Origin of the sequence: Ruegeria sp. HKCCD6157, assembly GCF_013110685.1 — a bacterium.
Classification (GTDB): domain Bacteria; phylum Pseudomonadota; class Alphaproteobacteria; order Rhodobacterales; family Rhodobacteraceae; genus Ruegeria.
The window spans coordinates 311,191-334,866 of the sequence record NZ_WVRB01000003.1 but is presented as its reverse complement, the minus strand read 5'-3'; the positions used below and the strand labels follow the sequence as shown (position 1 = coordinate 334,866).

At 56.2% G+C, this 23,676-nt stretch carries 17 protein-coding genes; 6 read left to right on the top strand and 11 right to left on the bottom strand.

The window, feature by feature from the left end; all coding sequences use genetic code 11:
* Window positions 1–55: 55 nt before the first annotated feature.
* The 4 genes from GS612_RS13390 to GS612_RS13375 form a co-directional block, all read right to left on the bottom strand.
* Window positions 56–1,351 carry a glycoside hydrolase family 99-like domain-containing protein gene (locus tag GS612_RS13390; protein WP_171640963.1) on the bottom strand — a complete coding sequence of 432 codons (1,296 nt, stop codon included), beginning with the start codon at window positions 1,349–1,351 and terminating at the stop codon, window positions 56–58.
* A 129-nt stretch (window positions 1,352–1,480) separates the two neighbouring features.
* Window positions 1,481–2,746 (bottom strand): glycoside hydrolase family 99-like domain-containing protein, encoded by a 1,266-nt coding sequence (locus GS612_RS13385; RefSeq protein ID WP_171640961.1) that lies wholly within the window; start codon window positions 2,744–2,746, stop codon window positions 1,481–1,483.
* Window positions 2,746–3,798, bottom strand: coding sequence for a class I SAM-dependent methyltransferase (locus GS612_RS13380; RefSeq protein WP_152460482.1), 1,053 nt, complete (start codon window positions 3,796–3,798; stop codon window positions 2,746–2,748). The genes GS612_RS13385 and GS612_RS13380 overlap by 1 nt, the downstream gene beginning before the upstream one ends.
* Before the next feature lie 209 nt (window positions 3,799–4,007).
* The gene (locus tag GS612_RS13375; RefSeq protein WP_171640959.1) at window positions 4,008–4,391 is read right to left on the bottom strand and encodes a hypothetical protein; all 384 of its coding nucleotides are present in this window, start codon (window positions 4,389–4,391) and stop codon (window positions 4,008–4,010) included.
* 147 nt (window positions 4,392–4,538) lie between these two features.
* Here GS612_RS13375 and GS612_RS13370 point away from each other — a divergent pair, with 147 nt between their 5' ends.
* Window positions 4,539–5,393, top strand: a complete 855-nt coding sequence (locus tag GS612_RS13370) for a glycosyltransferase family 2 protein (protein ID WP_152460483.1) — start codon at window positions 4,539–4,541, stop codon at window positions 5,391–5,393.
* Between the two features lie 73 nt (window positions 5,394–5,466).
* Here GS612_RS13370 and rfbA read toward each other — a convergent pair whose 3' ends face one another.
* From rfbA to GS612_RS13345, 5 genes are all read right to left on the bottom strand, one after another.
* Window positions 5,467–6,333: a glucose-1-phosphate thymidylyltransferase RfbA gene (gene rfbA, locus GS612_RS13365; RefSeq protein ID WP_171640957.1), complete on the bottom strand. Its 867-nt coding sequence runs from the start codon at window positions 6,331–6,333 to the stop codon at window positions 5,467–5,469.
* A gap of 18 nt (window positions 6,334–6,351) precedes the next feature.
* A complete protein-coding gene (rfbD, locus tag GS612_RS13360) occupies window positions 6,352–7,215 on the bottom strand; it encodes a dTDP-4-dehydrorhamnose reductase (protein WP_171640955.1) in 864 nt (287 codons plus the stop codon).
* A complete protein-coding gene (rfbB, locus tag GS612_RS13355; RefSeq protein ID WP_171640953.1) occupies window positions 7,212–8,252 on the bottom strand; it encodes a dTDP-glucose 4,6-dehydratase in 1,041 nt (346 codons plus the stop codon). The genes rfbD and rfbB overlap by 4 nt, the downstream gene beginning before the upstream one ends.
* On the bottom strand, window positions 8,249–8,818 hold the full coding sequence (gene rfbC, locus GS612_RS13350; RefSeq protein WP_171640951.1) for a dTDP-4-dehydrorhamnose 3,5-epimerase: 570 nt from the start codon (window positions 8,816–8,818) through the stop codon (window positions 8,249–8,251). The genes rfbB and rfbC overlap by 4 nt, the downstream gene beginning before the upstream one ends.
* Window positions 8,819–9,196: 378 nt before the next feature.
* Window positions 9,197–11,245: a dockerin type I domain-containing protein gene (locus tag GS612_RS13345; RefSeq protein WP_253286174.1), complete on the bottom strand. Its 2,049-nt coding sequence runs from the start codon at window positions 11,243–11,245 to the stop codon at window positions 9,197–9,199.
* Window positions 11,246–11,405: 160 nt separating this feature from the next.
* Here GS612_RS13345 and GS612_RS13340 point away from each other — a divergent pair, with 160 nt between their 5' ends.
* Genes GS612_RS13340 through GS612_RS13320 form a run of 5 tightly spaced genes read left to right on the top strand, consistent with a single transcriptional unit; the run spans window position 11,406 to window position 20,960 of the window.
* On the top strand, window positions 11,406–15,311 hold the full coding sequence (locus GS612_RS13340; protein WP_253286173.1) for an Ig-like domain-containing protein: 3,906 nt from the start codon (window positions 11,406–11,408) through the stop codon (window positions 15,309–15,311).
* A gap of 47 nt (window positions 15,312–15,358) precedes the next feature.
* The gene (locus GS612_RS13335) at window positions 15,359–16,192 is read left to right on the top strand and encodes a SapC family protein (RefSeq protein ID WP_171229447.1); all 834 of its coding nucleotides are present in this window, start codon (window positions 15,359–15,361) and stop codon (window positions 16,190–16,192) included.
* A complete protein-coding gene (locus GS612_RS13330) occupies window positions 16,179–17,522 on the top strand; it encodes a TolC family protein (protein WP_256367766.1) in 1,344 nt (447 codons plus the stop codon). Before GS612_RS13335 ends, GS612_RS13330 begins: the two co-directional genes overlap by 14 nt.
* Window positions 17,519–19,666, top strand: a complete 2,148-nt coding sequence (locus GS612_RS13325) for a type I secretion system permease/ATPase (RefSeq protein ID WP_253286171.1) — start codon at window positions 17,519–17,521, stop codon at window positions 19,664–19,666. Before GS612_RS13330 ends, GS612_RS13325 begins: the two co-directional genes overlap by 4 nt.
* Window positions 19,650–20,960 (top strand): HlyD family type I secretion periplasmic adaptor subunit, encoded by a 1,311-nt coding sequence (locus GS612_RS13320; RefSeq protein WP_171640945.1) that lies wholly within the window; start codon window positions 19,650–19,652, stop codon window positions 20,958–20,960. Before GS612_RS13325 ends, GS612_RS13320 begins: the two co-directional genes overlap by 17 nt.
* 139 nt (window positions 20,961–21,099) lie before the next feature.
* Here the strand turns inward: GS612_RS13320 and GS612_RS13315 are convergent, their stop codons facing one another.
* Together GS612_RS13315 and GS612_RS13310 are read right to left on the bottom strand one after the other, a co-directional pair.
* On the bottom strand, window positions 21,100–21,801 hold the full coding sequence (locus GS612_RS13315) for a response regulator transcription factor (RefSeq protein WP_152460491.1): 702 nt from the start codon (window positions 21,799–21,801) through the stop codon (window positions 21,100–21,102).
* Entirely contained in the window at window positions 21,801–23,666 is a 1,866-nt protein-coding gene (locus tag GS612_RS13310) for a PAS-domain containing protein (RefSeq protein WP_371419767.1), read from the bottom strand. The genes GS612_RS13315 and GS612_RS13310 overlap by 1 nt, the downstream gene beginning before the upstream one ends.
* Between the last annotated feature and the right edge of the window lie 10 nt (window positions 23,667–23,676).

Sequence of the window (23,676 nt, the reverse complement as noted above, 5' to 3'; positions counted from 1 at the left end):
TCAGGATATCAGAGGCGCCAACCGTCAGGTCCGCGAAACCTCAAGGTCGGACGCGTCACGTGTTGATCTGACTTTCAGACTTCTTGGGTAACGCGTCATAGGTCGCCTGAAGATAGGCAAAGCCATATCTTCGGTCCGGCTCCAGATGCGTCCCCTCTGCCCACTCGTTCCACGCGTTTATGAAAACGATTTTTTCGTCGGCACTGTATTTTTCCTGCGCAAGAACCTGGCGGCACAAATGTTCCGTCCAGCGCTTGTAGGCATCAATCGTGAACCGCCCCATAATCCGGGGGGCATCCTGATTGCGCGCGGTATTGTCCCACGAGAGCGTAGAGGACCGAAACAGCTTGTACCGGGGTTCCGGCTTTTGAAGCTCTGCCTCGACCACGGCCTGGTAATCCAGAACGGCTCCTGTGAACTCTGGATTGTAGATCCCCATCTCATCCGTGATGTCGGTGCGCTTTACCTGATGCGGCGGGAACTCCATAGCAGCGTCAAAACCCAGTTTCTCGGGGTCGCCGATATCGAAAGTCTGGGCAGCTATGAGATACAGGTCCGGGTCGCCCCAGCTTTGTGCCTCTTTTCGCCAAGCCGCGGTTGTTTCCTCGATATTCGGTATGATGTTCGCTCGGTACACGATGAAAACCGGTTTCCCATCTATCCGAATATAACGCGGATCATCAAAATATTTGCGTATATGGCGGAGAAGGTTCAGGGAATCCTCGATCGAATGGTTCTGCGCGATAAGAACGTCGTGCGCCCGTCCGTCCCAGCGGCGCGTCCAGTTTTCATTTGCCCATGTCAGGCAAAACGGCATGTCGACTTCCGGATTGCCCAACATTTGTTCGAGCGGGTGCTCCATCAAGGTCTTTCCGCCAAACCAGTAGTAGTAATAGGAGAACCCTCCTATCCCGTAAGATTTCGCGATCCGCGCCTGTTCGACCATGATTTCTGGCAACCGCAAGTCGTAGTAACCCAGATGAATCGGACAATGAGGTTGGTAATGGCCCGGATAATTCGGAACGGCCTTTCCGACATTGGACCATTCGGTAAAGCCTTTGCCCCACCATTCATCATTCTCTTTGAAGGGATGAAATTGCGGCAGGTAATGCGCAATCGCCCGCACTGCGGGTTCAGCTTTAGCAGGCGGGTCGAAGGGTTTGAACTCTTCGGCCCGACCGATGGCTTCAAAACCCTGCCTGTTGGATTGCCCAGGTTTGTCCCAACCCCTTTTGGGGTCTCTTTTCTTGGCTGAATTTCTGAACCGCCTTGCCGTACGTGGCGACAAAGGTGGGCTGAGTTTCGACGCCGCAGTCAGCAAATAGTAAAGCAGGGTATCTTTGATGGACATGCAGTTTCTCGTACTAAGGCGCGTCGTGCCGACTATGACAAAGAAAACCTTTTTTTTCACGCAAAGCACGAGACAGAGTTACATGAAAAGTACTTGGGACTTTCATGCAACTCAATCCAACGTGGTTTTCTATTTTGTACGGGCCGCGGACAGCCATTGCTTCAGCAAGCGACCGCTGACCGTATCACGCAAAAGGCGGAAAGCTCGTTTGGTCAACGGCTTATTGGCACCATATGGGACAGGATGCGCATTGCCTTCCGTAGTTTCGCCACGGCGCGAAATTTCGGGGACACCCACATGCGTCCAGCCGGTCAGCTTTGAACCTTGGAGAGCCGCCTTGGTCGCATGCAAAAACGCATGCCCGTACTCACGATCCGGTTCCAGATGACATCCTTCAGCCCATTCATTCCATGCATTCACAAAAACGAAACGTTCTTGGTCTGGGAAGTCTTGGGCGGTTTTGCGCAAGGCACGCGAAAGCCAATATTCATAGTTTTCCGGCGTTCCATTCAAAACGATCATGGCATTTTCCTTCCGCCGGGCAGTGTTGTCCCAGGACGGAAAAACCGATCGATGAACGTTGTTCTCAGGCCCATAGCTGTGACCCAGATACTGTTCTGCGATGTCGGAAAAATCGACGCAATGGCCTTGGAAATCGTCGAACAAGTCCACTTCTGGCGAGAGGTTGGGCACGTTGATGCTGTGGGGCGGGAACTCAACACCGGAATCAAACCCGTATGACGCGTAATCCCAGTTTCGGTGCGTCAGCGCACAGGCCAGATGTATTTTCGGAATTCCAACAGACGCGCAATAGTCACGCCAAACCTGCACGGTTTTGCGCGAGTTCTTCAGATGCTGCGGCCGATAAACAATTAGGAACGGAGCGCCATCTACCGTTATGTAGCGGGGATCCCGGAAAAACGGCTCGATCGACTTAATGAACTCCAGATCATCTTCTGGCTTGTATTTCTGTTCAATGAGAATCTCGTGCTCGGCCGCATCCCAGCGGCGTGTCCAGTTCTCATTCGCCCAGCAAAGGCAGAACGGCATATCGCTTTCGGGATCCGCAAGCATTTCGTCGACGGGCCGCTCAAGAAGTCTTTTCCCGGAAAACCAGTAATAGTGATAGCAGAATCCATCAATTCCGCTGGCTTTGGCCATCTCAATCTGCTCAAGCCGCGTTTCGCGGACCCGCAGGTCATAAAACCCCAAATCCGTAGGAAGATGAGGTTGATAATGCCCGGTGAAAAGCGGCTTTGCTTTTGCAACATTTGTCCACTCGGTGAACCCTTTGCCCCACCATTCATCGTTCTCCGGGATCGGGTGGAACTGAGGAAGGTAGAAGGCAATTGTCCTGATATTGCCGAATTCACGATCCGCGGTGTTTGTGGACATTACTTCTTCAACCCCAACAGCCGCGCCAGCGATTTTTTTTTCTTCTTGGCCAGTGGGCCGGGCTCGACTCGGGAAGCGGTGCTCGTGTCCACCGGCCCGATAGTCGATTGCAAATCAATCTCTTCGGACAGGGGCAGGCCTGCCATCATGTTGGTCCAATGCTGCCTGGTCTCTTCATCGGGTTGTTCGACGGGCAAGCCCATCAGGTAGATGTCATTCTCAGCGCGTTCCTTGGGGACCGATCTGCTTACGACCTGGAAAACATGGGAATAGCGATTGCGCTGCAATGCGGCCTGAACATCCTGTGGCAAACGGCTCCAGCGTTGACAAAACTCCGTCATCTCTGGCGTACGAACCACGAACTCAGCTTGTTCAATGCTCATACCCTGCGAATTAAGCAGATGCTGTACGTTTTTGATGCCGAAAAACCGGACATGGGTCCGATCCAGCAGGCCCCAGTCACGGTATTCGAAATCTTCATCGACAAGACAACCGGCAATGGCTGCATGGCCAACATGCGGCAACGAAAGAATCACCGATCCCGTGTCGTTCAACAGCGATTTCATGCCTGAAAGAACGCTCCACGGGTCGTAAACGTGTTCCAGAACGTCCGCTGCGATCACGTAGTCGAATACCCCGTCTTTCTCGCGAACGATGTCACTCCATGAAGCATCGTTGAGATCCATCGGGTACACAGAACGTGCAAACGGCTTTAGCTTTTCGATCGCCGAAGGGTCGATCTCAAGCGCCACAACATCACATTCCAATGTGCCGGAAAGATGGCGTGTGATCGAACCTGGCCCGGCCCCAATCTCAAGCACCTTGGACCCGGGCTTTACCATGCGCAGCACGCGTGCGGGTGCTACATCACTGTTCATATCAATGTCGTATTCGTAAGTGTGTCTATCGCTCACTGCAATTCTTCCGTGATGCTTATTTCGTGCTTCAATTCGGCTGCTATATAGTTTGGTCTGGTTCTGCAATCCCCAATACCAAACCGATACGTAAGGCTTTGGATGTTGTACCCTAATTATGCTCAGTTCAGCAGTCACTGTTGCACAAAACTCCTTTAGCAGCAATGACCCCTCGCCCGGGGGTTATTCACACCAATTACGCTGTGCAACCAACGTCTAAGAAACCTATTTTGACTGAGTTCTGTTTTGTAGCCTTTTCAGCAATAGTACCGGTGCACGCATGAGCGTCGAATGGAGCCTCGTGGTTTCCTGCCGAATTTCAGTGGAGGTATGCTTAATACATTTTTTCAATAACTTACCGATATCTCGAGAAACCACGGTTTGAGCACTTTATGGCTTGCAATTGCGCGCTGGATGCTGAGCGGAAAGGCTTGCGTCTGCAACAATTTGCTGAGCCTACAGATCACCGCCAACGCATTCACCCTGGCAAATAGATTACGCCAGAATTCCGATATCGCCTTAAGGGCATGTAACGACTTACTGGTTTCAACCCGGCGACAAGCAACAATCTGCTCATTCACCACGGCCGCCGGAAATCGAAAAAATCCAAGGAGGGAAATCCTGCCGCTCCGATCAAAAAAGGCTTTGCATCCCCTAACGCGGCTTTGCCATTCTGCCATGCTTGATGATCGGTTTTCTGCCTTCGTCTCACCGGGGAAAAACCATTTCAATCATTTCTCAGATTGCCGCCGCTGAACGCACAGGATCACAGACCGTATTCAGCAGCCCGGATCCGTCGTACTGGAACCGGGGTTGACCCTAACTGTGTTTGCTAGGAAGTAACGATCAGGCCCATTCCACAGATACGGCAGGCAGGATTGTCACAGATTACGATCATAAGCGTTTGTTACAACAGCAGTGGTGTACTGCCGGAGATGCTGAATTCCATCCCAGAGGGCGTGCCAACAATTTTGGTCGACAATGGCTCGGATGATATAGAAGCGGTTCGGCAAATGGCCGAGGCACATGGCGCAACTCTGATCGAAAGCCCCGACAACATCGGGTTTGGCCGCGCATGCAACCTTGGTGCCGCCAAGGCGACAACGGACCTGCTTTTATTTCTGAACCCGGATTCCCACTTGCTGCCCGGAGCATTGGACGCGTTGCAAGAGGGGGCCGACAATCATCCCGATGCGTCAGCCTTCAACCCTGCAATTCTGGACCGGAAGGGGGCACCTCGTTTCAGGCGATACAGTGTGATCATTCCCCGAAATGAAACCCTGCCCAGGAAAACAGCCGATTCCGACTTTGAATTGCCGGTCCTCGTCGGCGCCGCCTTCCTGGTCCGCCGCGAAGCGTTCGAAGCGGTCGGCGGGTTTGATCCCGAAATCTTTCTGTATCATGAAGACGATGATCTGAGCTTGCGGCTCAAAGCCGTTTGCGGGCCACTTTACTACGTTCACAACGCTCAGATGCGCCACGCCAGAGGCAAATCCTCGCCGGGAAGCCCAGCCATCGCTGGCCTGAAGGGCTGGTATATGGGGCAATCGCGCGTTTACGTCGCCCGCAAGCATGAAGTCCCGATGGCCTTCGGTCGGGCCCTGGCATCGGCGCTACTGCAAGTGCTGTCTCCGGCTGTGTTGTTTTCAGCGAGAAAACGCGCCAAACAATGGGCCTTCTTGCGCGGCGTTTGGCATGGACGGAATGCCCGACCAGCCCCGTTCAGACCTTGATCACAAAGCGTGAAGCAGTATGCAGCCCACGCAAATTCCAGCCTGAACACGTAACCATGAGACAGCTCGCGGCCTAGCTCAGAAGCCCTTTCAGATAGGTGCCGTAAGTGGACTTGGCGAACAGGCGCGCGCGAGCCTCAAGAGCCTCGTCGTCGATCCAGCCATTTGCCCATGCGATTTCATCCAGGCTACCGGTCTGCATACCCTGACGTTCCGTGATCGTGCGCACGAAATTTCCCGCATCCAGCAAAGACCCGTGCGTGCCGGTATCCAGCCAGGCAAAACCGCGCCCCATGGTCTGCACATCCAGCAAACCTTCGTCCAGATACATTTCCAGCAGCGACGTGATTTCCAGCTCGCCGCGATCTGACGGTTTGACCTCATGTGCGCGGGCCGGAGCGTCGCCATCCAGAAAATAAAGACCCGTCACCGCGTAATTCGACGGAGGCACCTTGGGTTTTTCGACGATCGCGCGGGCTTTATTCCCTTGGAAATCCACAACGCCGTAGCGTTCTGGATCAGCAACCCGGTACGCAAAAACCGTACCGCCGCGCTTCAGTTGATCCGCCTCAAGCAGCAGGTCCGGAAGGCCATGTCCGAAGAAGATGTTGTCACCCAGAATCAACGCTGACGGGGCACCGTCCAGAAAATCCTCGGCCAGAGTATAAGCCTGCGCCAGACCGTCAGGAGACGGTTGCACGATCCATTTCAAGGACAACCCGTATTGACTGCCATCCCCTAACAGGCGCTGAAACTGATCCTGATCCTGGGGGGTGGTGATGATCGCGATTTCGCGGATCTGCGACAGCATCAAAACACTCAGCGGATAAAAGATCATCGGCTTGTCGTAGATCGGCAGCAATTGCTTGGAAATCGCCATGGTGATCGGGTAAAGCCGGGTTCCGGACCCACCGGCAAGAATAATGCCTTTGCGCTGCATAATCTGTCCTTTCAAGGTTCAGCTGGTCGCTGACTTCAACTCGCTCAATATCTCGGCCAGTCCGGCTTTCCAGTCGGGTCTCTGGATTCCGAACACATTTTCCAGCCGCGAACAGTCCATACGTGAGTTCAGCGGGCGCGGCGCTGGCGTTGGGTAAGCCTCGGTTGGAATATCCTCGATTTCGACCGACAAGCCGGATTGAGAAACAGTTTCACGGGCGAAATCCGCCCAGCTGGCATCAGGTGCACCGGAATAGTGAAACACCCCACCTTTGGCTTCGAGGCCAGCCTTGGCCATTTTCAGCAAGGTTTCAGCGATGTCTGCAGCAGGTGTTGGCCCGCCGATCTGATCTGCGACGATGGTCAGCTTGTCACGGGTTTCTGCCAGTCGGCGAATGGTCTTTGCAAAGTTCTTTCCGTGGGCCGAAAACACCCAGCTTGTGCGCAAAATGGCATAGTGGCCGCCAGCCTCTGCGATCTGGTGTTCGCCGTCCAGCTTGGTTCGACCATAGGCCCCCAAGGGCCCGGTGGGGTCATCGGTGTTCCAGGGGGTCGTACCAGAGCCGTCAAAAACATAATCCGTGGAAATATGCAGAAAAGGCAGGTCGCGGGCCGCGGCGGCACGCGCCATTGCACCGGGTGAATCTCCGTTGATCCGTTGCGCCAGGTCGCTTTCTTCTTCGGCCTTGTCCACCGCCGTATAGGCGGCCGCATTGATGATCACGTCCGCATCCGTATGCCGGATGGCGTCTGCACATTGCGACGGGTCAGACAGGTCCGCCGCGGCGCGATCCAGAGCTTCAACCAAGACACCATGCGCCTGTCCGCGACGCCGCAACTCGGTCGCCACCTGCCCCCCGTGGCCGAACACCAGCGCCTTCATTTGGCAACACCCAGCCGCTCACCCACGCCACTGCGGGCCTGCAAAGCGTTCAACCATGCGCTGTTGTCCAGATACCACTGAACCGTCTGTTCCAGCCCGGTTTCGGGCGTGTAGGAGGGACGCCAGTTCATTTCGGTGCGAATCCGGGTCGGATCGATGGCATAACGCTGATCGTGACCCGGGCGGTCAGCGACGAACGTGATCAGGTCCGCATAGGGCGTTTCACCCGGCTTGAGGCGGTCCAGGATCGAACACAGCATTCTGACAAGATCAAGATTAGTCATCTCATTCTCGCCACCGATATTGTAGCTGCGGCCCAGTTCACCCTTTTCGAGCACCAGCAACAGAGCTTCGGCATGGTCATCGACATGCAGCCAGTCGCGAATGTTGTCGCCTTTCCCGTAAATCGGGATCGGTTTGCCTGCCAGCGCGCTGAGGATGACAACGGGGATCAGCTTTTCCGGAAACTGGTAGGGGCCGTAGTTGTTGGAGCAATTGGTAAGAACCACTGGCAGGCCGTATGTTTCACGCCACGCCCGCACGAGATGATCCGATCCCGCTTTCGAGGCCGAATAGGGTGAGTTCGGCTGGTAAGGGCTGTCTTCGGTGAAAAACCCGGTTTTACCCAAGGACCCAAAGACCTCGTCGGTTGATATATGATGAAACCGGAAATGCTCGGGCCGGCCGGCACCCACCCAATAGGCGCGTGCGGCTTCCAGCAATACATAGGTCCCGGTCAGGTTCGTGTCGATGAACGCGGCCGGGCCATCGATCGAACGGTCAACATGGCTTTCAGCGGCCAGATGCATGATCGCGTCTGGCTGGTGCTTGTCCAGTATCGCCGAAATGGCGGCGGCATCCCGGATATCCGCATGTTCAAAAACGTATCCCGGCGCATCCGCAACAGAGGCAACATTGTCCAGACAGGCCGCGTAGGTCAGGGCATCGACATTGACGACCGAATGCCCATCGGCAATCGCGCGACGGATAACGGCAGAGCCGATAAAGCCCGCCCCGCCCGTAACCAGAATTTTCATTGTGTGTCCTCGAATACAAAAGGAGATTCAATTTCGCGCAGAAGTGGTGCGATCCGATCTTTGTCGGACAGCTGGGGTTCTGAATTGCTCTGTGGCCATTCTATGCCGATATCGGGATCGTCCCAACGAACCGCGCCTTCGGTTTCCGGCGCGTAGGTATCAGAACACTTGTAGACGATCTCGGTCTCCGGCTCCAACGTCACGAACCCATGCGCGAACCCCGCAGGAACCAACAGCATCCGCCCGTTCTCGAAACTCAGTTCTTCACCGACCCAGTGACCATAGGTGGGCGAGCCTTTGCGGATATCGACCGCGACATCAAACAGCCGCCCACGACCGCAGCGCACCAGCTTGGCCTGCGCCCTTGGCGGAGCCTGAAAATGCAACCCGCGTACCGTGTTCACCGTGCTCGAAAGGGAATGATTGTCCTGAACGAATTGCGTATGAATCCCTTGTGCCGCAAAACTGTCGGCATTGTAGGTTTCCTCAAAGAACCCGCGATGATCGCCGAAACGCTTCGGCGTGATCAGTTTCACTTCCGGAATGGAAAGCGCCAATATTTCCATTGTTACTAATTTTCATCTCTGTGTTGATGTCTCGGCCTGCTATGTCACATTTGCTCCACCGACGCCAAGACCTATGTTGTCCGATCAGCAATTTGAGCGGCTTATCGGTTCTGAAGGTCAGGCGATTATCGCAGGCAAGTTGCGATTCTGGTAGAATTCATTGAAATTATTGGACCATCTCCGCATGAAAACACAGGGATGGAACAGATAGTGAAGCCGCAGACGCGACAACGCTTGGGTCGAAACCAGAAGCACCGCGACATGGGGCAGCATTCGAGCGCTGAGGCTGGGGCGCGTCCATTTGGCCGCAAAAGCCACTCCGCACCTTACTGCTTAAAAAAGGTACAAGCCTGCTTTGGCCGAGATATCTTTCGGCGCTCAGGCCGCTTCGAGATTTCCCAACAGGATGGAGGTCATGTCCACGTTGATGACCCCATCCACCGCCACGACGTCGACACCCGTCTGATAGGTTACATTGTCCTTGGTAATCCCTGAAAGGTCCGCGTTCTCATCCAGAAATACCCATTCAGGGCCATGGGCCGTGGGCTGCCCAACGGCGACTTGCAAAATTGCAAGCGCATCCAGGGCGTTTACAGTGCCATCTGTGTTGACGTCTGCGGCTATCAGGTTTTCCGCGGTCGCGGGACCCCATGTCGGGTCGAGACCAACCGAGATGCGCAACACTTGCAAGGCGTCCAGCGCGTCAATCTTTCCGCTTGCCGTGGAATAGTGTTTGGTGATGTCCAGCGCTCCGGGAAAGGTGCCATCGGGCAATTCCAGATCGAACCGCCCCTGATCATCTGCGGTGGCGGATACCGTGCCCCCGCCGTCCGGCGTGAACCGGATTTCCGCATCCGTCAGCCCCGGATTCGCAGCCTCGCTGTCCACCGTAATCTGCCCGACCAATCCACCAGAGCTGCCCGGTGTCTGCCCGCCCAGGTCCCCGAAATCTACCGGGATGTGATCCGGTCCGGCGAAGCCTGCGCCAAAGATATCCGTGCTTGTCAAAGCGCCGCCCGAGGCGGATTGGACCTGCACGACCTCGCCACGATATTCGATCTGAGCCCCGTTTGCCGTGCTGGTAAAGGTCAGTTGCTGAGGCGACCGCAACAGCGGGTAGTCGAACATATCCAGACGATCCACGCCTGCCTGAAAATCGGTTATTGTGGTCAGACCACTACCGGACTGCATCACGAAGATGTCGGCCCCTGCACCACCCGACATCGTCGTCGCACCCTTCCCCGCGATGAGAATGTCGTCTCCGGCGTCCCCCAGAAGGGTCGTGTCCAGAATACCGCCGCTGAGGATATCGTCCGACGCGCTCCCGTTCACGGTACCGAACCCCTTGCGCACCACACCCAGATCATCGACCGGGACCGTCAGGACGTTCACCCCGGCATCCTGTTGTGACGTCACGAGAATTTGCAGCTCGTCGCCCACATGCGCAACGCTGATCGATTCGACATTCTGTAAGCCGCTCGCCACCGTATCCGCGAAACTGTCCATATGAACCAGTTGACCTTCGGGTGTCAGAGTGAACAGAGACAGGCCATCATCGCCCCCGCCTGCAACCACAAAGACCCGACCGTTCACGTCTATGACCTCCAGATCCTGAACCGATTCAAACCGCGCATGAAGCGTATCAAGCACATGGTCCGTCGCCTTCAAACTTCCATCGCTGTTCAATTGAAGAACACTGAGAGAGTTGCTGCCGGACCCCGCCACCACGACCCAGGATTTACCGTATGCCTCTACGGTCTCGACATCCGTTGGAGTAGAAACACCAAGGGTTCCGAGCGCCGAATCATTGTTGATCTCGGTTAACGTGCCGGTGCCGGAATCGATGCGATATGTCGAGACAGAGTTTGTTGCCGCGTCACTTGAGATCAGAAAAGTATCCGCACCCGACCGCAACGTCTGCATGGCATCCGCTGTGCCGGCAATCAAACCCGCAAGACTGAGCGTCCCGTTCGCGTTCACATGGTAGGTTCCGATATTGCCTGTATCCTCATGCGCCATCGCAAGGACATCCGAAGACCCAAGTGAAAACTGTACGATGGCCGAGATATCTCCGCCTCCGTTGAGCACACCCGTTTCCTTCAGGTTACCGATCGTTCCGTCCGCGGTCACGTCATACCCGACCAGGCCCGTGGCAGTGTTGATGTCGAGCGCAATCTGCTCGGTTCCCGCCAGCGTTATCGACGTGGCACTGCGCCCCACCTGGAAGGTGATCGAACCGCTGTAATACTCGGTATCAACCAGCTGCGGCGGGGCACCGTCGACCAGCCGCCAGACCGCGACGCCGCCACCCGGGCCGGTCACCGTGTAGAGATACGTATTCCCGTTAAGCGTTTTTAAAGCCGTATCGCCGATACCTGAATCGAGCGCCGTGCTCCCCGTTGCCACTACACTTTCGAACTGAAGCATCACAGCCATCACCTCCCGCGCCACCCCTGGCAGTTACGGCAAGATGACCAGATGAGCAGACCGAAACCGAAGCAGAATTGTGGTGAAAACGAGAAGTTCGGTTTCAGTTTAACTCAATTTTTTCAGGTCCGATCGCTACGGCAACAAATGGGAAAGACAGATGAGCAAAACGCCAAACAGCACATCCTTTCCTGTTGCGATGATCGCGGACACCATATGCGAGGGCAAGATGACCAAAGCACCTGAGGCCAACAATCGTCCGGCGGCTGACTCGACGGACGGAGATCGCAAATCTCAAGTTCAACAATGGATCAATGGTAAACTTGGTCGTTGGGCGGGTCGAGGCGCGGCTGGCAGCCTCATGTCCACGTTGATGGCCTTGCCTGCCTTGTCACAAGCAACCATCGAAGAGCTTTACGCCTTCCAGTTCGCAGAGACTATTCCGGGTGTGCGATCCGCCAAGTTGCTGAAAAACGGCGATGTTCTTCTGAAAATGGCTGACGGTCGGACGATGATCGTGGCGGCGGAAAACGTACAGGTCCTGGACAGCGGCGCAATCATGATCGCAGAAGAGGCGGTTGCTGAAATCGCCCAGTTCAGCGCAGCTGAAGCCGGCGTAGCAGCTGGCGGAATCAGCGGCGCCGGGGCTGCACTGGGCGGTCTCGGGCTGGCTGGTGCAGCTGCCGCCGCGGGCGGAGGTGGCGGCGGCGGCGGCGATTCCCCGGAACCTGTCGCGCCTGGACCCCAACCCCAACCGGAACCGAGCTATACCAGCCTGAACCTGGCTGAACTTCAGGCAACGGCATTGAACAGCGCCATTACCAATGCCGCCGCACCAGACGGAACATCGACAGTCGAGGTCACGATAGGTTCGCTGGTCAAAACCGTAACACCCAACGGTGACGGCAGCTGGAGCGTTTCTCTCACTGCGGCCGAAGCAAATGCGCTTCCGCAAGGCGTCTCTACGGTGACAGTCAGACATCTGGACGATTCAGGCACGGAACTGTCAAGCGAATCCGTCAAGTTCGATATTGATTCAATTCCCCCTACCCTGTCGATCACCGGGTTTTCCGATGGCGCTGTTTTGAATTCGATCGAACAGGCAACGGATCTGACGGTCACCGGAACAACCGATGCAGAAGACGGGCAGACCGTTACCGTCTCAATGAACGGGCAAAACTATTCGGGAACGGTATCCAATGGACAATGGAGCGTCACCGTTCCGGCGGCAGACCTCTCAGCCCTTCCTGATGGCGCGACGATTGCCGTTACGGCGGATGTTGCCGACGCGGCGGGAAATTCAGCACCACAGGCGAGCGGGAGCTTCGATACTGATTTCACTGCACCAACTGTTTATCTGGATCCCGTGGCTGGCGGCTCGATAGAACTGATCGACGTAGCCGGCGACCTGGCCTTGACCGGTTCCACCACGGCAGAGGATGGTCAGACCATCATCGTCACGTTCAACGGACAAGTGCATACAGGCACCGCTTCTGGCGGAAGCTGGAGTGTAACGATCCCCAATTCCGATCTGAGCAGTCTTTCCACCGGAGTACCTGCATCTGTTCTGGTAGCCGTCGAGGACGTGTCGGGCAATCCGGCAGTGCCGCTTCTAGTATCGGTTCCCGTAGACCTGACCGGTCCTTCCATTTCGATAACACCGCTTCCTGTTGGTTCCGTACTGAACGCAACCGAAGCCGGATCCGACTTGACCATCAGCGGGCTGACGTCAAATGTTGAGGATGGTCAGCAAGTTACCGTAACCCTCGATGGTCAAACATATTCCGGAACAGTATCCGGCGGGGCCTGGAACGTGACTGTGCCAGCTGGGGATCTGGCGTCCTTGTCGGATGGAGGCAACTTCTCTGTTACCGCAGATGTCGACGACGCCAGTGGCGTGACGGCACCGCAGGCCGCAGTGACACTTTCCAAGGATGTGACCGCGCCGACGCTCAGCATCGACAGTTTCTCGGACGGAGCTGTCATGAATGCAGCCGAGCGGGCCACGGATCTTTCCATCTCGGGCAGTACGACAGCTGAAGACGGGCAAATCGTAACCGTCAGTCTAAACGGGCAGTCCTATAGCGCAACGGTTTCCGGCGGCAATTGGAGCGTAACTGTACCTGCTTCGGATCTGGCAGGTCTATCTGACGCGTCGACCGTCACCGTAACTGCGGATGTCTCGGACGCTGCCGGGAATCCGGCTCTGCAAGCGAACAACAGCTTTACCACCGATTTCACGCCACCGACGATCGGAATTTCAACCGTATCCGACGGGGCCGTCATGAACGCCGCTGAACAAGGAACCGACCTGACGGTGTCAGGAACTTCCGATGCGCCGGACGGAACCGTTGTTACCGTCGAAATCACGCGCGCTGACGGCACTACGGACGTCACCGGAACGGCAACGGTAACCGGGGGCACTTGGACCTATACGGCAACCGTGACAGATTTGTCTGCCCTGCAAGACAACGAGACTTACAATATCAATGCGTCGATCTCGGACGCGGCGGGAAACAACAATCAAACCACGACAAGCTTTGCCACTGACTTCACAGCACCTTCAATATCCATAAACAGTCTGCCTGTGGGTACCGTGTTGGACGTGACCGAGAGGGGCGTGGATCTTGCAATCTCAGGCACGACCACGGCTGAAGATGGCCAGACCGTTTCGGTCACATTCGGCGGGCAAATCTATACAGGCGTTGCATCAAATGGTTCGTGGGCAGTTACCGTTCCAGCAAGTGATCTTGGAATGCTCTCTGACGGAACGAGCTATACCATTTCCGCCACTGTTGACGATCTGGCCGGAAACAGCTCGGCCGCGGCGAACAGCTCACTTTCCACAGATTTTCGCCCCCTGTTGACGTTGAACGATGTCGGGGTCAACAATTCGATTGGTCTTGCCGATGCCAAAGCTTCCGGAATTACTCTCGGCGGGTCATCGACCGGATTGTCAATCGGCCAGTCGGTGGATGTCACGTTAAACGGCAGTTCGGTCGGATCTGCAACGGTGGCCGCAGACGGATCCTGGTCGCTGGCTGTCGCGGCGTCCAACTTTTCGGCAGTGGAGGCAGGTGATGACCTTGTCTTTTCCGCGCAGGCGACAGTTGCGGGTGGACCAGATCCGCTGCCGGTTTCCGAGCAGGCCGTTGCGCACGAACCCGCCGCCTATGTGATCTCTGAAGTTGGGCGCTCGGGATCTACTGTAACATTCGCAATCTATGCCGAAGCCGACCGCGATATCTCTGGCGGTCTGGCTTTGACGGCAGAGCTTGGATTTGACCCTTCGGTTGTCACATTCAACACGGCGTCGGTTTCGGGAAACAACGCCTTCGATTTGTTCTTGGCCAGCCCGGGCGCCGGGGGCGCGATGAATTTTGCCGGCGCCGCGACAACCTTTACAGATCTTTCTCAGCCGCTTGTCACCTTCACGATGACGATCCAGGACTCCAGCCAGCCTATTGAGCTGACAATCAAAACGTCTGATGGCGGGCCGACGACAGTGCAGTTTGGCACCAATGGTGATGACACGCTCACCGCTGCGAATACGGACACCATCACGCGCGGCGGTGACGGCGACGATACCATTGATGTTTCTGCAGCAGGGCGAGACATCGTCGTCTTCGAGGCCGACCCGGCCAGCAATGGTACAGACAGTGTGACTGGCTTTACGATTGGCCCGGCTGCGGATGTAACCGACGCACTGATGTTCCACGGGCTGGACACCAATACGTTTCGCGGTGATGGCACCGGATTCGAATTGCTTTCCACCGGAGACACGTTGGGCACGAACACCGGATTTGTCGGCCTCAGCACGGTACTCACCGACCTCAACCTCAGCACAATCGAAGCCGCTGTCGAGAGTCTTGCCGGAGTCATGGCGGGCGATGAGCTTTACTTGATGGCAACCGACGGAACAGACAGTGTTCTGGTCAAGGTAGATTTCCAGGCGGCGAACGATGCCAGCGTTGAAACCGTGGCCACGTTCCAAGACCTGAGCGATCTGAGCGGCCTGACCGCAGATAACATCCTGCACACCGACCCGACCGGGGCAACGGCCTGATCCAGACCGGCGCACATACAGACGTAATTCAACATCATGAGGCGGTTATGGCACAGAATGGCTTAACTCAGGTCAGTCTTGGACGACATGGTCATCGGTTCTGGAGGCGGTTCACCTCGTTCGATTTCGCACGGACTATGGCAGATTGCCCTGTGGTCGAACTAGAAATTCTTCAGGCCGCCGCCACATTTCCAATCACTTTTCGGAAATCTGAACACGGGTTTTATCCAGTGGCTGTATTGTCCGTGCAACCGGACCAGCCTACGCCATTTGTGTCAGCACATGGCAAATGGCTCGCGACTTATGTGCCATGCGTCTTGCGCTGTGCTCCGTTCCGGCCACGACTGACTGAACCGGATGGTAACGGCCGTGACGAATTGCTTGTCGACGAAACGGCGGGGCTTATCACTGACAATCCGGAAGACGAGGTATTCTTCGACAAATCAGGTCAACTTGCGCCGGAACTGAAAAAAGTCGCAGCTTTCTTTCGCGCCCTGAAAGAGTCGATGAAACACACAACGCATCTGTGTCGTGTTCTTGCTGACATGGGATTGTTTGGTTCACTGACCACTTTTCAGGGAGTTGAGTTTCCAAGCGGGCATTTTGGCGTCACGCAGAACGCCCTGGAGAAAATTCCCCGCGCGCACTTGTCACTGCTTACTTCGAATGGGGGGTTGCGACTGATTCACGCTCATCAGATTTCGCTGACCCACAGTATCTGGCTGACACACGCACATGCCCGCGCGCATCGGGAAGCTGATACTTCTCTGACACAACAGACCACCGGTGTTTCAGGGTTCTTGGACGCGTTGGTTGCGGCGCAACAGAAAGAAGAAGCCATGGACCATTGCAGGCAGGAGGGTCATCATGCGTTCCTGTAAAGCAGTTTTGTCCTGGGTTGCGTTCGCTCTGCTCGCAATACCGTTGTCCGCCTGCACGCCCCCTCCTGATTTGACTCTAGTGGCAGTGTCTTTTGCACCCGGGACCACCGGTGCCGGGGCAGTAAAGCCATCGTTAAAGCTCAGCAGTAGTGCATTCGGGCAACGCGTGCGCCAGGCGGTAGAGACAAGCCCGACATTGGCGCAAAGCAATACCAGGATGGATATCGCATCAGCCAATCAAGATGCAGCGGAAGGCGCCTTTCTTCCGCAGATTTCGTTGGGAATAAATGCACGGTCCGAACGGGTCGAATCGGACATTGCAGATGTTTCACCCTATCTGAGAATTTCACAATTGGTTTATGACGGTGGGGCTGCCTCGGGGGATCTGACGGCAGCCCGGGCTCGTGTTCTGGAAACACGGGGCGATCAGATTCAGACGGCATCGGCCACGGCGCTGGCCGCCATCGAGACCTATGTGCTTGTCATTGATCAAAGAAAGTTACTCCGCATCGCGGCTGACAATGTCTCGGTTCATGAAGAACTGGTGCGTCAGATTTCGGACCGCACAGCGGGTGGCGCCGGTTCAAATGCAGATGTTCTGACCGCACAATCCAGAATGGCGGATGCACGTACAAGACTTGCTGACGCACGAGCACGAACTGATCGGGCCGAAGCGCGGTTTCGAGAAGTGTTCGGGACTTTTCCCGGCTCATTGCCCCCTCCTGTACCGGCCCCACTGCTGAATAGAAGTGATGCCCAGATCGTGATGAACAGCCCTCAGATCCGCAGGGCGGATGCTGGCTTGCTGGCAGCCAAAGCGGAGTGGTCGGCAGCTCAGGCACGGCGGAAACCGAATGTTCGGGTCGCCGCATTTGCCAACCAGGATGACACTCGGGATGCAAATTTTGGCGTCGATCTTTCTTTCAACTACGAGCTGGACAGCACCGGCCAACGCCGCGCCGCCATCGCAGCAGCAGAAGCCAAAGTGAAAGAAGCAGAATTCGCGAGAGAGCAATTGGTTCGCGAAATCATGCGGGAGCTGGGCTTTATTCGATCCGATCAAAAAGCAGGCGCGGAACGGCTGCGCGCGGCCCGTATTGCGGCAAGTGCCAATGCCGACAGCGTTACTGCGTCCCGCGCACAGTTCTCGATTGGGCGTCGCAGCCTGATCGAAATCCTGGACGCTCAACGCGATTACGTAAAAGCGCAAGAACGCCTGATTCTGGCCGAACAGAGTTATTTTCTGACCAACTACGCGGCTCTGAGCCTTACCGGAGACATTCTGGACCTGCTCGGAATTTCGCTTGGCAATTGGAACGAGGTGAAATGAGCACGTTGGAATCAATGCAAGACCGCGCTCGCTTGACATGCTACGAAGCCTGCCTTTTGAACATTGCCGCGACGCTTGAACGCCCTCTGACCCTTGCAACGATCCAGGCATCGCAGACCGGTTCAGACGGGGATCTGACTGTTCGTGACATCATCTCGGTGGCGGAAAACACAGGTCTACAGGCGGGCTATGGCGAGCGGCGCATCACGAGTTTTGACGAAGCATTGGCTCCGGCCTTGTTGCTGATGACCGAAAACAAGGCTGTTGTGTACCATGGCCGCACAAAAAACGGTGCCTTGCTGGTCTATGACCCGGAACTTGGCGAAGGAATCGGCGAAGTTTCAGAAGAACGGCTGGCCAAATCCTACACCGGTTTCGCTGTCTTGTTTCGGCGAAATCATACAGATGAGCTGGACGCCGGCCACACAGCTTACCGAGGTCATTGGTTTCGCGCGGCACTGTCCGCCAATCGATGGACTTACGTACAGGTTGCTCTTGCTGCGGCGCTGGCAAACCTACTTGGCTTGTCGACGTCAATTTTCATTATGGTCGTCTATGACCGTGTGTTGCCCAATGAGGCAACCGAATCGCTCATTGCCTTGACGGCAGGCGTGGCTCTGGCGCTTCTTTTTGACTTCGCGCTGAAACTGCTGCGGGCCGCGTTCATCGACAAGGCCGGGCAAAAAGCCGACTTGCTGATGGGACAGCGAATTTTCGACCACGTTCTGAATATCCAGATGAAGTCGCGCTCGGGTTCCACCGGCGCCATGACCAGTACCATCCGTGAATTCGAGACCCTGCGCGAGTTCTTCACGTCCGCAACGCTTGTTGCCGTCGTGGATCTGCCGTTCATCGGGTTGTTCGTATTTGTCATTTACCTGGTCGGCGGACAACTGGCATTGGTCCCGGCTCTGGCCGTACCTGTGGTTCTGCTGACAGGTTTGGCCGTACAGCCGCTTCTGTCCCGCATGGCAGAAAAGAGCCTGTCTGACGGGCAATCCAAACAATCGGTCCTCGTCGAAGCTGTCTCGGGCCTGGAAACCCTAAAGACAACGGCCGCTGGCCGGCAAATGCGTTCCCGTTGGGAGCAGGCGATAGAACGGCAATCCTCGCACGGTGCTCAGAGTCGGGCCGTTACACAATTTGCCCTCAACCTGACCGGTTTTACGCAACAAGCTGCTCAGGTGTTGATCGTATTTTATGGTGTTTTTCTGATCACAGACGGGCAGACCAGCATGGGCGCTTTGGTTGCCTCGGTGATGCTGACAGGGCGGGCCCTGGCACCTTTGGGGCAACTGGCTCAGACGTTGACAAGGCTTAACCAAGCCCGAAGTGCATACCGAAACCTCAACGCGCTGATGATGGCGGAAAGCGAACGCCCACAAGGCCGAACATGGGTGAACCGGCCCCATTTCAAAGGAGCGATCGCCTTCAACAACGTGTATTTTTCCTACCCTGACCAGGGGGAAGATACCCTGCAAGGCGTTTCATTCACGATCAAACCGGGTGAAAAAGTGGCGATCCTGGGTCAGATTGGCTGCGGGAAAAGCACCATCGCACGTCTGATGCTGGGATTGTATGCGCCGCGTGTTGGATCTGTTACGTTCGACGGCCTTGATATACGCCAGATCGATCCTGGCGATCTGCGCCGCAATATCGGATCCGTCCTGCAAGACATATGGCTCTTTTCCGGATCTGTCCGAGACAATATCGCAAGTGGCGCAATCCGGCCCAAAGATCGCGAACTGATCGAAGCAGGCCGCGCCGCCGGGGTTGAGGATTTCTTAGCCAACCATCCCGGGGGTTACGATCTTCAACTCGCGGAACGCGGCGAAGGCCTCTCTGGCGGACAGCGGCAAGCCATTGCCCTGGCAAGGGCGCTCATAGGCCGTCCGCCGGTTCTCCTGCTGGATGAACCAACAAGCGCGATGGATGTCAAAACCGAAGCCCAGGTTATCCAACGTCTGAAAGAATGCACGGCAGAGTCCACCATGGTTGTCATTACACACAGAACCAGCCTGTTGGAGCTTGTTGACAGAGTCATCATCCTTGAACACGGGAAAATCGCGGCAGACGGCCCCAAAAGCATGCTGACGCAACATGTTCGTCGGACAGGGAGGCACCTGAATGTCGCAGCATCCTGATCTGGCCTCTCTGGCACGAGAGATGCAGGGACGCTCTCCTGTTCGGAGTTCCTTGCTGCTTTTGGTGATTCTGCTCTGCCTGATCGCCGCCGTATTGTGGGCGCATCTGACCGAACTGGACGATGTCACGCGCGTGGACGGCCGGATCGTGCCTTCCGGCGACATTCAGCTGATCGAAGCCACCGAGCCCGGCGTATTGCAGTCGTTGCACGTGCGCGAAGGCCAGCTGGTCGAAAAAGGTTCACTGCTGATGGAGCTTGAAACAACCCAAATTGACAGTCAGCTCAGTCAGGAACAGCAACGCGCGTTCGGGCTGATGGCGCGCATCCAACGTCTTCGGTCTGAAATTGATGGGACACAACTGGATTTCGATGTTCAACTGATCAACGGCGCGCCTACCGTCGTGCAATCTGAAACCGCGCTGTACCAAGGACGGCGGGCCGAATTGGAGGCAGAAATAGCCATCCTGGAGCGTCAGCGTCAGCAAAAACAGCGAGAGTTTGAGGAAGGCCTGGTCGATCAAGTGACGGCAGAGGAAACCCTGTTGGTCCTGGCCGAAGAAAGGGCGATCATGGCGCCGCTGGTCGAGCGTCAAATGGAGCCTGCAACAACATTGCTTGCGTTGCGGCGGAGTGAAGCCGAATGGCGCGGTCGCAAGGTGCGGGCAGAAGCTGTAACCAACAGATTGCAAACGGGCCTGGACGAAATCGACGATCGGATTCAGGCGGTGCGAAGCCGGTTTCGCAGCGCCGCGCTGACGGACCTGGCGCTTGCCACTGCCGAGCTGGCTGCTTTGCAACCCGCCCTGCCCGCTTTGCGCGACCGGGCGTCAAGGGCGCAGGTTCGGTCTCCGGTACGCGGCATTGTAAACCGGATTCATCGCTCAACCATCGGCGGTCTCGCCCGCAGTGGAGAGGACCTTGTTGAAATCGTGCCGCTGGACGACACATTGCTGGTTGAAGCCTATGTAAAGCCTGAGGACATTGCGTTTCTGCACGCGGGTCAGCCTGTGAAGGTCAAAATCACGGCTTATGATTTCGCACGATACGGGGCGTTGGATGGTGAAATCATCCGCATCGGTGCAGACACGGTCACACGATCAGAGCGGAATGACGAAGAGGTCTTTGTGGTCGAAATCCGAACCAAAAGCACCATGCTTGACGGGAATGGCATAGCAGTCGAAATCATACCTGGAATGATCGCCGAAGTGGACATTCTGTCTGGCCGGAAATCAGTGCTGGATTATGTTCTGCAACCGGTTGTTAAAATAAAGGATCAGGCATTGCGCGAATGAGCGATGGGGCAATTGGGGACAGACGAGCGGGTTCCAATATGGATATCACGGTGTCAGCAGCCTCCGGGAAAACCGGGGCGGTTCAAACAGACATGGAAAACAACTCATCTGACCAAGTTTCTACCGGTCGGATCTGCATCTACTTCCAACCAACATCACCCAAGAATATATACCCTGCTCCATAGATCGTCTTGATCAACCGCGGGTTCTTGGGATCCTCTCCCAGCTTGGTACGCAACCTGGAAATCCGAACATCCATCGCCCTGTCAAAACTGTCTCCGGCTGCGCCGCCCAGGGACTCCTGCATTTGTCCCCTGCTGATCAGCCGCTTGGGGCTTTCCAGAAACAGCCGCAGGACTTCCCCCTCTGCATGGCTGAACGGCGTTTCGTCACCTGATTCACTTTCAAGCACGTATCGGTCAAAATGTGCGGTCCAGCCGTTGAATTCCGCCGTATCCGAATGAGAGGTCTGAGTGCGGGGTGTTCTTAATCTTGCCCTGATCCGCGCCACGACTTCCGCAGGGTCAAACGGTTTTGTAATATAATCGTCTGCCCCAAGTTCCAGCCCCGTAACACGGTCCTGCACCTGCGCGCGCCCCGAAATGATGATCACGGCCGCGCCTTGTTCCAACGCCAGACGATGAACCAACGCCAGCCCATCCGTATCCGGCAATGACAGGTCGACCAGACAGACATCGGGCGTCACACGGTTGAGCGCAGCCTCGAATTCTCGCGCGCGGGAAAAACTCTGCGTACGGAAACCGGCATCCTCCAAAGCGTCCGTCAGGATGCGTCGGATTTCGGGTTCGTCGTCGAGGATGGTAACCAGCGGTTGCGTCATCAGGCGGCCTCGGTTTGGATCAGGGCTGACAATTGAGCCTGCGAAAACGGTTTACGCAACACCGGGGCCAACGCAAGGGCGCGCTGGTACAACGGGTCCGAACTGGGCAGCGATGTCATAAGGATACATGGCAATCCCGGCTTCACCTGCCGCAAAATATCCAGACCTGTACCACTTCCTTCGAGACGGATATCGGACAGGACAAGAGAAATGTCTTCAACGCTGTCTATCAACGCCAGCGCCTCATCTACCGAATTGGCCTCGATGACGGCGAAGCCCAGCTCTACCAGCATATCCCGAAACTGCCCCCGCAAATCTTCGCTGTCTTCGACCAGAAGCACCAAACCGCCTTGCACGGGCGGAGCTGGCCGATAGGGCAACCGCAAAACGACGGATGCGCCCGATGGCGTGTTCTTGAGGTTCAGATCGCCCCCGGCTAGCTTGACAGTGTCATACACCATGGGCAGTCCAAGCCCCGACCCGTCGCTTCCCTTGGTGGTAAAGAACGGGTTCAGCGCCTTTTCCAGCGCCTCAGGTGTAAAGCCCGGGCCGGTGTCCGATACGGTGATTTCAACCCAGATTTCTCCGATGGTATGCGCGCTGATTGTAATCTGGCCCGAACTGCCGCAGGCATCCCGCGCATTCAGCACCAGGTTCAGCAACGCATCCTGCACCATTCCCGGGTCCAGCATCAAAGCCCGGTCGGGCAAAGTGTTGACCACCGACAAACCGACGCCGCGCGGCAAGGAAGGCGAGGCCAATATTCTCAGGTCTTCCAGCAGCGCCTTCATGTCCGTGGCCTGAGGATGTGGCGTTCGGTTCCCGGTCATGTCCGCAATCCGGTTCAGCAATTGCCCACCCCGACGCGCCGTTTGCTGTGTCGCGGCAACCAGCTCATGTGCTTCATCCGACAGGTCCATTTTGTTCAGTTTGGACTGCATCCCAAGGATGATCGTCAGCAAGTTGGAGAAGTCATGAGCCAATCCACTGGTCATCTGGGCGGCCATAGCTCGGCGGCGCGTTTGCTGCAAAACGACGCGCGCCTGCGTTTCTTCGGTGATATCAACCGACATTACATAGACGCCACCGGCGTCATCCGGCGTGAATGAAACGCGGATGCGGCGGGAATCCTGATCCTCGTTGAACTCGAATACGGAGGTTTCTCCGTCATAGGCTTTTGCCAGATGCGTTTTGACCCGCCGATACGCGGCGGCACCAAGCGCTTCGGATATGTGAAGCCCAAGAATCTCCGACGGACGTCCGGGCAGGACCGCGCTCAAACGGCGGTTGGAGTAGTCATATCGACCAGTGCGATCCAAATGCGCGATATGAGCCGGCATCATTTCGGTCATCATGCGTGTGCGGGCTTCGATTTCGGTCAGCTCGCGTTTGGCCTCTTCCAATGCCTTGATCGTGGCCGCAAGCTTTCGGTTGGTTGCAGACAGTTCTTCGGCGTGGCCGAGCAATTGTTCCGACAATTCTTCTGATCGCGCCCGCAGCAGGTTTTCTGCTCGCCGGGTGCCGGTAATGTCAGTGTAGACCGCAACCCATCCACCCTGTGGCAACGGCGCGCCTTCAATCGAGATAACCTGCCCGTTGGGCCTTACGCGCTCCATGTAATGAGGCTCGAAAGCCAAAGCCTGCTCGACGCGCAGGTTCACCATTTCTTCCACACTTTCTTCGTCACCGTATTCGCCACGGCTGGCGAGAAAATGGATGGTATCCCGAAACAAAGCTCCGCGTTCGACCAGCTCGTCCGGCAGGTCGAACATTTCCTTGAACCGACGATTGCTCAGCACCAGTTTCAGGTTGCTGTCATAAATCGAAAGCGCCTGACCGATGAGATTCAGTCCGGCAGTCGTCATCGCCTTTATG